General features: G+C 39.7%; 11 protein-coding genes. 1 reads left to right on the top strand and 10 read right to left on the bottom strand.

Translation table 11 applies throughout. The annotated features are described in order from the left end of the window. Positions 1-360: 360 nt before the first annotated feature. Positions 361-801, bottom strand: a complete 441-nt coding sequence (locus tag ACIFOT_RS14700; RefSeq protein WP_430065725.1) for an SRPBCC family protein — start codon at positions 799-801, stop codon at positions 361-363. A gap of 25 nt (positions 802-826) precedes the next feature. Continuing rightward, entirely contained in the window at positions 827-1621 is a 795-nt protein-coding gene (locus ACIFOT_RS14695) for an SRPBCC domain-containing protein (RefSeq protein ID WP_430065723.1), read from the bottom strand. A 242-nt stretch (positions 1622-1863) separates the two neighbouring features. On the opposite strand from ACIFOT_RS14695, the gene ACIFOT_RS14690 reads away from it, so the two are divergent. Beyond that, a complete protein-coding gene (locus ACIFOT_RS14690) occupies positions 1864-2058 on the top strand; it encodes a hypothetical protein (protein ID WP_430065721.1) in 195 nt (64 codons plus the stop codon). 206 nt (positions 2059-2264) lie between these two features. Here ACIFOT_RS14690 and ACIFOT_RS14685 read toward each other — a convergent pair whose 3' ends face one another. The 8 genes from ACIFOT_RS14685 to ACIFOT_RS14650 all read right to left on the bottom strand — a co-directional run bounded on the left by ACIFOT_RS14685 (position 2265) and on the right by ACIFOT_RS14650 (position 11217). Then, a complete protein-coding gene (locus ACIFOT_RS14685) occupies positions 2265-3308 on the bottom strand; it encodes a flavin-containing monooxygenase (protein ID WP_430065734.1) in 1044 nt (347 codons plus the stop codon). Positions 3309-3414: 106 nt separating this feature from the next. Next, a complete protein-coding gene (locus ACIFOT_RS14680; RefSeq protein WP_430065719.1) occupies positions 3415-4284 on the bottom strand; it encodes a hypothetical protein in 870 nt (289 codons plus the stop codon). Between the two features lie 151 nt (positions 4285-4435). Next, a complete protein-coding gene (locus ACIFOT_RS14675; protein ID WP_430065717.1) occupies positions 4436-4945 on the bottom strand; it encodes a hypothetical protein in 510 nt (169 codons plus the stop codon). 533 nt (positions 4946-5478) lie between these two features. Next, entirely contained in the window at positions 5479-6651 is a 1173-nt protein-coding gene (locus tag ACIFOT_RS14670) for an ABC transporter permease (RefSeq protein ID WP_430065715.1), read from the bottom strand. Next, positions 6644-7333, bottom strand: a complete 690-nt coding sequence (locus ACIFOT_RS14665; RefSeq protein ID WP_430065713.1) for an ABC transporter ATP-binding protein — start codon at positions 7331-7333, stop codon at positions 6644-6646. Before ACIFOT_RS14665 ends, ACIFOT_RS14670 begins: the two co-directional genes overlap by 8 nt. Beyond that, positions 7333-8202 carry an efflux RND transporter periplasmic adaptor subunit gene (locus ACIFOT_RS14660; RefSeq protein WP_430065711.1) on the bottom strand — a complete coding sequence of 290 codons (870 nt, stop codon included), beginning with the start codon at positions 8200-8202 and terminating at the stop codon, positions 7333-7335. The genes ACIFOT_RS14665 and ACIFOT_RS14660 overlap by 1 nt, the downstream gene beginning before the upstream one ends. Positions 8203-8381: 179 nt before the next feature. Then, on the bottom strand, positions 8382-9029 hold the full coding sequence (locus ACIFOT_RS14655) for a response regulator (protein WP_430065709.1): 648 nt from the start codon (positions 9027-9029) through the stop codon (positions 8382-8384). Next, positions 9010-11217 (bottom strand): PAS domain S-box protein, encoded by a 2208-nt coding sequence (locus ACIFOT_RS14650; RefSeq protein ID WP_430065708.1) that lies wholly within the window; start codon positions 11215-11217, stop codon positions 9010-9012. The genes ACIFOT_RS14655 and ACIFOT_RS14650 overlap by 20 nt, the downstream gene beginning before the upstream one ends. Positions 11218-11381: the final 164 nt, after the last annotated feature.

The following is an 11381-nucleotide window of genomic DNA, read 5'->3' as shown; positions in this document are numbered from 1 at the left end:
AGTTTTCAAAGAGCAATTTTTCGAGACAGGATATTATTATATCATCTCATCTTTATTGTGTCAATCACTTTTTTTAAAACTTCTAAATCAACTCAGCGACAGTTATTAATAATATATTAGAATATCAATCTCGTCAAGAGTTTTTTTAAAACCTGAAAATTAAGGAACAATCACTACTAGGTTTCCCTCTCAGGAATTTCTATATTACTATCATGCAGCAGCAATGTCAATAAAAGTTTTAAATTTATTAAATTCATGTTCACTTTGCCCTTAATGAATATTACTCCTAATCTACCATTTGCCCACAATAAAAAAGCACCTGAGCATAATTAGGTGCCAGGCACTACTTTAAATAAATAATTAATTTTCACTTTCAAGAATGTCCTTTATTTTCTTGAGATCTTTGTTGTTTGCTCTTTTCATCATGGTGGACATGAAGGGGGCAGCTATTTTCGAAAAGCCGGTTGGATTTCCTTTATTCCTTAATTTCATTAAAGTACTGTTGTCAGAAAGAGCTTCCCATGTATATGTGGTCTCCATTGGAAAAGGACCATTCGCTGTTCTCATTACAAGCTTCTTCCCTGGAATATACTCAGAGATTTCATAAACATAAGCTAGTTCACGTCCAAGAAATTGAGCTTTAAAAGCAACTTTTGAACCAACTTTCAAGGGCTGTGGTGTTTGCCACTCCGCTGATTGAATATTTACATACCATTCTGGTGCATTGTCCGGATTCGTTGCGTATCCTGATACTTGGTCAACTGGACGCTGAATTTTTATCTCTGTAAAAACATCTACCAAGAATGTTCCCTCCAAGTCCCTCGTATTATTTTTCACAATATTTTTTAAGCAAGTCTCTAAGCAGGTATTTCCAACCCTCTGCATGGTCTTGTTCCCAGCTATCTCTAAGGACGCCAGATGCAGTATGAGAAAGCTGCAGTAGAGTTCCTCCATCTTTTTCTAGAAGACGATAGGTATAGGAACTGTTTACCGCCCCTTGCATTCCTAAGTGGCCATGCAAACGGATTTCTTCCGGGGCGTTCACATAATAAACATTCCCCCAAACAGCCCCCTCATTTTCACGCCATCTTTCGATAAATTGTCCACCAGGGAATGGATCGAAGGTAAAATGTGATGGTACTCCTTTGGGAGCGATGCGGAATTCCCACCAATCACCCGCATTTTCTGTTAATGCTTTGAATACTTGTTCACGAGGAGCATTGATGTGCACCTCTTGCTCGATACGAAAAGCTTTGCTTTGTTCTTGATTGGTTATTTCCATGGCTGACTCTCCTTCTGTTTTATTAGTTTCAACTACCGTACGCAGATTTAATAGTGAATTGGCCGTGGTTTGCATGTATTTCCCCACCCAGCGGTTATGCACTTCCTGAAGCGGGACCGCGTTAAGAAAATTCCGCCGGTACTTCCCCTCACGTCTGACGATGACTAAATTTCCTTCTTCCAAAATCGATAAATGCTTCATGATAGCAAATCTTGTGACTTCGGGAAAATATTCAATTAGTTCGCCTGTTGTTTTGGCTGATTGTTTAAGGATATCCAATATCTCTCTTCGTATCGGATGTCCTAAAGCTTTAAATAAGGTTGAAAGTTCGTCACTCATTACAACGATCCTTTCTATACGAGCTCTAAATTTATTATATGTTACTATTTGGTCACATATAATACGTGACCAAATAGTAACATATAAATCACAATGGGTCAAGTCACAAAACAGATAGCATTATCATACTTTAATTTACCCAATTATTATTTTGAATCACTATGAAACCTGGATGGCTTGCATAAGTTCGGCCTCCTGAAAATATGATTAAATTAAGAATCTTCAATAAAGGGGTTGTTCGAATGATCATTTTTAATAAAATCGCTTTATTTTTTGTAGTTCTATATTCAGTTTTCATTATTATTAATACTTATTTAGGAGAAACCGAACGGATCCAATCAAATGTTATTTACCTCTTTATGAATGGATTTGCCTACATTGTCTCAGCTTTAGAACTTGAAAAAGAAAAGCAGAAATTTGAAGTGAATTTTCTATAGTTACTATTGATACCTACCCCTATAAACGAAATGAAAAAACTAATCAAACGTTTGATTAGTTTTTTCAGATTTCGGCAGCCCATTCCAATTCGTCATTCGAAGTGTTTTGTGTCGAATAGAGTTCTTTATCTTTGCGGTATTTGTACGGAATTTTTGCGGTTTGCTTTATAAATCCACAAAAATAAGATTCTACCATTTTGATAGAATCACGATTTCTTTGATAATAAGTTTTTCGCAATGAAAGCCGCGTCCTCTCCAACTCCTAAAAGAAGAGCTGAGCCTCGGCGATGCTGCCAGGGTATTCCTAGTAAGTATAGTCCGTCAATCTCCGTTATTCCTCTATGATGCTTAACATCCCCATTAACATCCACTAGATTCTTAATATCAATCCAAGAATAATCTCGTCTAAAGCAAGTAGCCCAAATAACATTCTCAACTCTTATTGTTGAAAGATCCTCAAATTCAATCTCATTTTGCATAATTGATTTAGTTCTGCTCTTTAACTTAACAGCATGATTTTTTATCTTCTCTTTCAGTTCATACCCAAATATCGGATCAGGTTGGCTTTGCACTTTTTTCCCGATCCAAGAGTCTCGACTCGCCTGTAAAACCCCCAGTTTATCGAACCACCAGAAGATGCTTCTGCCAGCTATGGTTAAAGGAAGAAATCGAATTTTTGGGCCAATTGATAAGTACGTTTCATGATGCTGTGATACTTCTACGGCTATCTGCCCGCCAGAATTCCCGCCACCGACAACTAAGACGGAACCTTCGTTAAGTTGGGCTGGATTTTTATATTTAGATGAATGAAGCTGAACAACGTAATTTGGCAGTTTTTTTGCAAAAGGTGGAATATTAGGAGTTTGAAAAGGCCCTGTTGCAACGACCACTTGTTTTGTTTTAATATCTGATTTATTTGTTGTTATAGTAAAAAGGCCATTATCTTTCGCTACTTTCTGAACATGGCAATTTAAATGAATGGGTAAATCAAATGTTTTGGCATATCGCTCCAAATAATCAGCAATTTCATCTTTAGTTGGAAAACCGGATGGGTCCCCTTCTAACGCCAATCCAGGCAAAGAACTATAAGCACGTGGTGTGAACAATACAAGGGAGTCATACCTTTTCCGCCACACTTCCCCTATAGCAGCGTGGTTGTCGAGAATGATAAAAGATAAAGAGGTTTGCATTAGATAATACCCCATTGATAATCCCGCCTGGCCGGCACCAATAACCACCACATCATAGATTATGAATATCTCTCCCCTACAAGATTACATAAAAAACTACTGGCTGTTTCCCAGTAGCAGGTGTTAATACTATTCATACATTCTACTAATTTCCATTTCTCCATGCTTATTCTTTTATTTCAATTACAAACGGGAAGGCTCTTACTTTTCCATTTTGCTTGAACTCTGCCCAAACTTTGTAGATACCTGGCTTTTCAAACTGTGTTTCAAAAATTGGTTCCTTATCGTTAGAAGGATGAACATGGAGAAACTTTTTACCATATTCATCAAGAATCACAACATGCCCCATTGCTCCTAAATATGGAGTCAAATTTGTTTGATCTAAGTCGAAGGATAATGTTACGGGTTCTCCTGCCTTAAAGGAATTCATGCTTAATTTTACCGTTTCACCATCTACCGTTTTGCTAAAATTAGTGTCAGGTACTAGCTCATGACCGTGTTCTGGAGTGCTAGGATTGCCCGCGATAAACGGAACCGGCTCTACCTCATATGCTAGACTCTTTGGTTTAATATCGATATATGCTTTGTAAAATCCTTCAGGGAGATTCTTTTCAATTGTAAATTCGCCTTTTCCTGTTCGTTCTGGGTGTACGTGGTAATACTTCTGTAATTGTTCATCTACGATAATTAGATGCAAAATCTTCTCATGGTTTACTTCCAATTCATCAACCGGGCTTCCAGCTTTATCTTTTAAGAAAATCTTGATATTTCCTTGATTAATTTGCACAAATGCATTGACTTCGCTGCCTTGCTGATGTGAATTGCCTTCATGCGCATGGCTGCTTCCAGTTTCATCACTGTTATGATTTCCATTCTCTTCTCCCTCGGTACCATGCCCTTCCTCCTGAGCCATTGATCCGTGGCTGTCTGCTTCGGCAGCCATTCCTTTATCATCTGCAATCCATTTATCATAAGCACCGAATCCAAGCACGACTAAAGTAACGTAAAGAATTCCTGCAATTGCCCATTTTCTCATCCTTTTCACTCCTAAAGGTTTTCACCTGTATTAGATGATTATATTGTACGTCGATTCTATTCCGTTCAAACCGCAGATATTTTGAGTGATACCGCAGAATTTTGTGGTAGTGCCGCACGGTGATTGTTATTTAGAAACCATGAAAAAAACCTTAACTGGATATGTTAAGGTCATTAATGCTGGTTTTTTTACTTCTTTTTTGAAAGGTAAAAAATACGATTCCCCCCAAAATTACTATTGCAATTAGGGTGATTTTCAAAAGCAAAGGCAGAATCATAAATGCTATGGCAAACCATGCAAACAGAAGTGAAATCGGGCTGGTTGACCTGAGTATTATATATATAACCTTACCGCAACCTGAACGAATGAATGATGTTGCTTCTAATAACAATATCGTCGGGTTCATGATCGCCCCAAAGACCAACGGGATAACCACATCTGGGGAAAACTCTGTTTTTAGGGCTACTTCCAATAAATATGCGAAACCCACGGCGAAGGCTTGCATGAAAAAGTCGAGGTGTGCAGATTTGAGTTTCCTAGCATTGGTAAACAGCTTTGTCATGGTGGTATTCTTTTGATAATGTACTGCCGCAAGTGGGAGCGATAAGACGATTCCAATCATAAAAGAGAATAATCCCCACTGTAGTAGCTGATCGTTCATGTATCTTCATCCTTTCCGTTTCCATCCTTTTTTAATAAGTAATTTTAAAATTAAAACCCGTTTTTGAATTAAAATAGTTAGTTTAAAAATATTTGGCCTGCTCTAATCGAACGTGATCCCACTTTTCGGTTTGACAGGTTTTATGAACTGCTCTTATCGACCGGCACTGTACTTTTTCCTGTCTCTCGGGCTTTATGAACCTTTCTTATCGACTCACACCGCTCTTTTTCTTGTCTCTCGGGCTTTATGAACCACCCTTATCGACCGGCAAAGCACTTTTTTTAGTTTGAGGGTCTCTAAACTACCTTTCAGAGTGACCTCGGCGCTTCTTTTTTACCCTTGACGGGCAGTCTGAACACCTCAGAGTGATCGCGACATTTCTTTTTCACCCTTGACGGTCACCCGAACCCCTCAGAGTGACCTCGGCGCTTCTTTTTCACCTTTGACGGGCACTCTGAACACCTCAGAGTGACTACGGCGTTTCCTTTTTACCCTTGATAGACACTGCAAAAAAAAGACCAGTCTTTTTATAGTTAGACACTCCTCAGCGCATCAATTGGATTCAACCTCGAAGCCTTCCTGGCTGGTGCAATTCCAAAAATGATTCCGATTGCCGCCGAGAATCCAAGGGCCAGGATGACCGTTGATACCGAAAGGGCAAAAGTGGCGCCAATCAACCAACACACGGCAAAAGCGATTAACGTTCCAAGCAAGAAGCCGATGGTACCACCAAAAAGGGATAAGAATACGGCTTCGAGCAGGAACTGCTGTTGAATCCGTTTTGGTTCTGCTCCGAGAGCCTTTCTAAGCCCGATTTCTGTCGTTCTTTCTGTTACCGAAACCAACATCATATTCATAATCCCAATCCCGCCGACAACAAGCGAAATCGAGGCGATCCCGCCAAGCATGAGGGAAAGCATTGTTGTAATCTTATTCATCGATGCAAGCATATCCTGCATGTTTATTACAGTGAAACTTCCGTTCTTGTAATTAAATGCCTGGTTTAACACAGATTCGATATCACTGGTTATTTTTTCAGATTTATTGGCATCACTCATGTAAACATCCACGCTAGAAATATACCCTGTTCCAAGAAGGCTCATTGAAGTGGTATAGGGGATTATGACAGCATCGTTATTAGAGGCATCCGAAAAGCTGCCCGTCTCCTGTAATGTGCCAATCACCGTGTAGGTCACACCAGCGATACGAAGCTTTTTGCCAATGGGATCCTCCCCCCAAAACAAGTCATTGGCAATGTTGGAACCAATCAGGCACACTTTATTTTTGTTCTCGATATCAAGAATATTTAGCCCCCTGCCTGTTTCGATCAGGTCATCAGTTTTTGAAAAATACACATCGTTCTTACCTTGTACGAACACATCTGTTTTTTCACTGCCGTTATAAACCACCGTCGTTTTTCCGGTAAGGGTTGGAGAAACTCCGGCAACATTATCGATCTCTGAAAGCCTTTTAATATCGCTGGCCATTAAACCTTGCTTGAGCGGTGTTCCCGTTGCCTGAACGGTTATTTTATCTGCCCCAAAAGAAGAAAACTCGCTTGTCATTCCAGTCATCGCTCCCTTCACGATCGTGATCAAAGCAATGATGGAAGCAACGCCAATTACAATTCCCAGCATCGTCAAGAAGGAACGCATTTTGTTATGGATGAGATTCATCCAGGACATTTTGATATTTTCTTTAAACATGCACATGCTCCTCCTGCAGTTTACCGTCTAATATCCGGACAATTCGGCTGGCGTTTTTGGCAATTTCAACATCATGGGTAATCATAATAATGGTTTTTCCTTCTTCATGAAGCTCGTGGAAAAGTTCCATAATTTGCTGACCTGTTTTTTGATCAAGTGCTCCAGTTGGTTCATCTGCCAGCAAAATAGTTGGCTCTGTTACCATTGCTCTTGCGATGGCTACCCTCTGCTGCTGGCCTCCAGATAGCTGATTCGGGCGATTATGCAATTTTTCACCGAGCCCGACCCGAATTAGCATATCCCGTGCCTTCTGTTTCCGTTCTTTTTCAGGCAATTTTGCATACACAAGTGGAAGCTCCACATTTTGAATCGCGCTCAGTCTGGGTAGGAGCTGGAACTGCTGAAACACAAATCCAACCTCCTTGTTACGAATCGCGGCAAGTTCCACTTCGTCTAATTCATCCACTTTCTGATCCGATAAAATGTAGCTGCCGCTTGTAGGAGAATCAAGACAGCCAATTATATTCATAAGCGTGGATTTTCCTGAACCTGAGGGTCCTAAGACCGCCACAAAATCACCTTTATGAATGGTTAGATTGATTTGATTTAAGACCACTTGTTCTTCCTCTCCCATGTAATAGGTTTTGGTAATCTGATTCATGTTGAGAATTTGCTCAGTCATTATTGATTACCTCCATGCATCATGGCTGGTGCGGCATTATCTTTATTTGAAATGATTACTCTTTCGCCGGGGTTAATTCCACTTTTAACCTCAATCGTCGTTCCGTCGTTAATTCCGGTTTGAATATATTTTTTTGATGTCATCCCTTTTTCTGCCGGAATTAGAACATACGGTTTATTTTTACTATCAAAATTGATTGCCTTCATGGAAAGGGTTGTTACTCCCTTCACGTTTTGTTTCAGTATTTTTGCTTCTGTACTCATTCCAACTTTAACCGCTTCATCCTTGGACAGGTCAATCGTTGCGGTAAAATAAGAAACACCGTTTTCGTTTGTTGCTTCCTTCGAGACGGCAGCAACCGTTCCCTTTATTTCCTTTTCAAGCGCATTAATGGTCACATTAACCTCCTGGCCTGTTTTTAAATATTTAAGGTCATATTCATCTACCTTTACGTTTGTTTGTAGAACGGAATAGTCTACAATATCGATGAGCTGTGCCCCTGCCATTAACTGTGCATTTTTCTCTACATAGATTTTTGAGATTTCCCCGTTTAATGCAGCCTTTATTTTTTTATCCTGTTTGGTAACCAGTAAGACATCGCCGTTTTTCACTTGGTCACCGGCTTTCACCTTTATTTCTTTAATCTGCATGGCTTCTCCACTCATGATTGTTTTCTTGTTTTTGGCTTCTACTGTACCTGAAAAGGTATAATAGGTTGTTATATCAGCGGTTTGAGCTTTTTCTTCTTCAACATTGCCAGATCCCTTCGGCGTGAATAGCACTGCTGACATAATTGTGGCTGCTAAAAGCCCAACAATCGACCAAATGACAAGCTTCTTTTTTCCCTTCTTTTTTTGTTTTGTATTCATTTCCTTACCTCCATTATTTGATGTTCATCTGAATAATTTCATTTTATTTCCAATTGATATCTTCAAAGCCGCACACTTTTGGAGAACTTCCGCAGATTTTTGCGGTAGTACCCCCAACGATTCTCATCTCAAAGGGTTTTTGCTCGAAAAAAAAGACCGGTACATTGTACCGGTCCCGCCTAATATAAATCTTCTGCTGGCAGAATCCCCAGGCTTTTCGCTTTTTTGATGGCTTCCACCCGTGAATTCACATTTAGTTTTTGAAAAAGCTCTGTCAGACTATATTCCAATGACCTCTGGCTGATCAGCAATGTCTTGGAAATTTCTTTATTGCTATGCCCCTTCGCCAATTCGCGCAGGAGTTTTTCTTCTTTTTTGCCAATGGTGGTCTTTTCATTTGTGTTCTCGCCTTGGACCACAATTTCTTGGCGTCTCAACTGTTTCAGCAGCTGCATCGGGATGATGGCCTCTTTCCTTGCTGCACTTCTTATTGCCTGGACCAATTGCTCACGAGTGGAGGTTTTTGAGATAAAGCCAGAGACACCTGAATCCATGAGCAAATTAAAATGCGGCGCAATATCGAATCCTGAATAAATCAGAATGATGGCGTCCGGGGCATCGGCGAGCACCTTTCGTGCCAAATCAGCTCCATTTATATTCGGCATATATAAGTCAAAAAGAATCACGTCAAAACTCTTAAGACGTACCAGGTCCGAAACCAGATAGACATCTGTCTCAATCGTGACATTCATATCCGGCTCTGCTTCAATTAACATTTTGGTCCCTTCGACAACTGATCTATGATCATCAACTAATAATATTTCCATAGTAATCACCTTTTTGCTGCATAGTTGTTGGGATATAGATATCTACTTGAAACCCTTGTTGAGGAGCAGAATATAGTTCCACTTTTCCCTCTAAACTAAGAACCCTGTTTTCAATTCCCGCAATTCCCATATGTTTAAATGAACCTCCAAAACCGGATAAATCCATTCCTATTCCATTATCAGCATAAGAAAAATGAATCGTATCCTTATTACTGGTTAATTTCATCGTTACATTGGTCGCCTTTGAATGCTTATTCGCATTATTTAACAGCTCTTGTACAATCCGATACAACCCCAATATCTGATCTTCCGTCAGCGGATTTTGTAGGTCCGTAGCTGAAAAATCAATTTCATAATTCGAAAACATCCGCGCATAGGAAAATAGGCTTTTTAACGATTCTACCAGTCCCATTTTTAGGAGAAAAGGGGGCCGTAATTCATTGCAGGTAATGCGGATTTGATGAATCGCATCCAGCAGCCCCTCTTCAATTTGCATCAATTCATCCTTTGTTTCATTATGAAAAGAAGAAGACGATCGTAATGATTCCAGCTTGCGATACCAGATAATCAAATCCTGCAGAACAGAATCATGCAAGTCACTCGAAAGGGATGCCCGTTCCTTTTCCGATAACCTATACAAAAGTTTTAGCATCCATTTTGGGGTTATGTTATAGGTGACCATGTCCTCTAGACGTTTCATCAGATCTTCAGTCCGCTGCAAATTATCATAGAGGATGGTGACATAATGAACGGCTGTTTCAAGCCACTCCTCCTCCATCTTTAGCAATGGCTGCTTGATGCCTATTCTTAAATAAATCCATTGCTCCTTTTCGGTAATCTTGACCCATTTTTCATTCTTGCTGCCCGGAACCTCTTCATGGTCTCTAGGTACTTCTTCAATGGATACTTCGGTAACTGGAAGTACCTGCTTTACTTCATCTATTAGTCGATTCTCAAGATCTGTTACTTTCATGACGTTGGCAAGGTCATTAGAGAAACGGTTGATGCTTTCTGTGAGCGACTTATATCTTTCTTCGCTTTGGATTAACTCCTGCTCTTCCTTTTTACGCTCGGTAATGTCTTTTACGATTCCATGTACACCATTGAGTTGACCAGAAAGGAAGATAGGAACAAAGGTAATATTAACGGTGCGCTGCTCTCTTTGCCCTGACCGAATGATCCGACATTCGACGTCCTTTGGTTCCCTCTTTTTCATGACCTCTGAAAGAACTTGATAAACATCTATATGGTCCTCATCATAAATCAACCCGAGAAAACACCGGTCAGTAAGTTTATCAAAATCGATACCTGAAATTTTTTCAAATGATCGATTAGCATTTACAAAATCCCCATTTAAATCAATGGAAAAAACCCCATCCAAATTATTCTCAAATAAGGACTTATATCGCTGTTCGCTCTCTTCTAATGCCAACTCAGACCGTTTTTTCTCGGTAATATCCAAGCTTATGCCATCAAGACGTTCAATCTCGCCCATATTATTCATATAAGGTTGGATGATCATTTGATTCCACCTTGTTTCTCCTTCTCCATGGATGAATCGGATTTGACTATTGACCGCCATTCCTTGATCTAGATTATCCTTCGCTTCTCCCATGAGCATCTCATTATCATCCGGATGGATATGATCATGCATACGTATTGGACTATTAATTATCTCATGTCTTGGGATGCCTGCTAATTTTTCAATGCTTCCGGAACAAAAGGTTAAGCGGGAAAAATCCTTATCCGTTGACCAAACTGCTGCGTTTACACTTTCCAAAATATTCTCCAGTAATTGCTCCGTCTGTTTTCGCTCAGTTATATCTCTTACGACGGCTACAACATATTTCACATTCCCAAAACTATCGAAAACAGGCTTAACCTTTGTCTCAACATAAACGGTTGTACCGTGTGAGTGCAGCAAGCGATATTCCAAATCCATTGGCATTTTAGTTTGAATCACTTGAACGTGTAAGGAACGAACTCGGTCTCGGTCCTCAGGGTGAATAATTTCGAAGGCATCCATTCCCTCATATTTTTGAACGGTAAAACCCGAAATCTGTTGAATGGATGGTGATACATAACGAACAATTGCTTGATTATCAACAAGCACTATACCGTCAGAGGTGTGATCAGCAACAATTTTGTACCTTATCTCCTCATTAAGCAGATCCGATTCATTTTTCATTCGCTCTCCCCCTTTTGCTCTCCGTTTCTTTTCTTTAGTAATTATTATAATAGAAGAAAAATATCGAAAACACGCAAAATTATGGGGAAGGAACGCAATTTATTAAAAGAACATCCTAAATAAAGAAATTATATAAGGGGATACTAATGTCATTCAATGGGAAA

The organism is Neobacillus sp. NRS-1170 (assembly GCF_050468025.1).
Note: the sequence above shows the minus strand (reverse complement) of the source record. Positions and strands in the feature narration are given on the sequence as shown.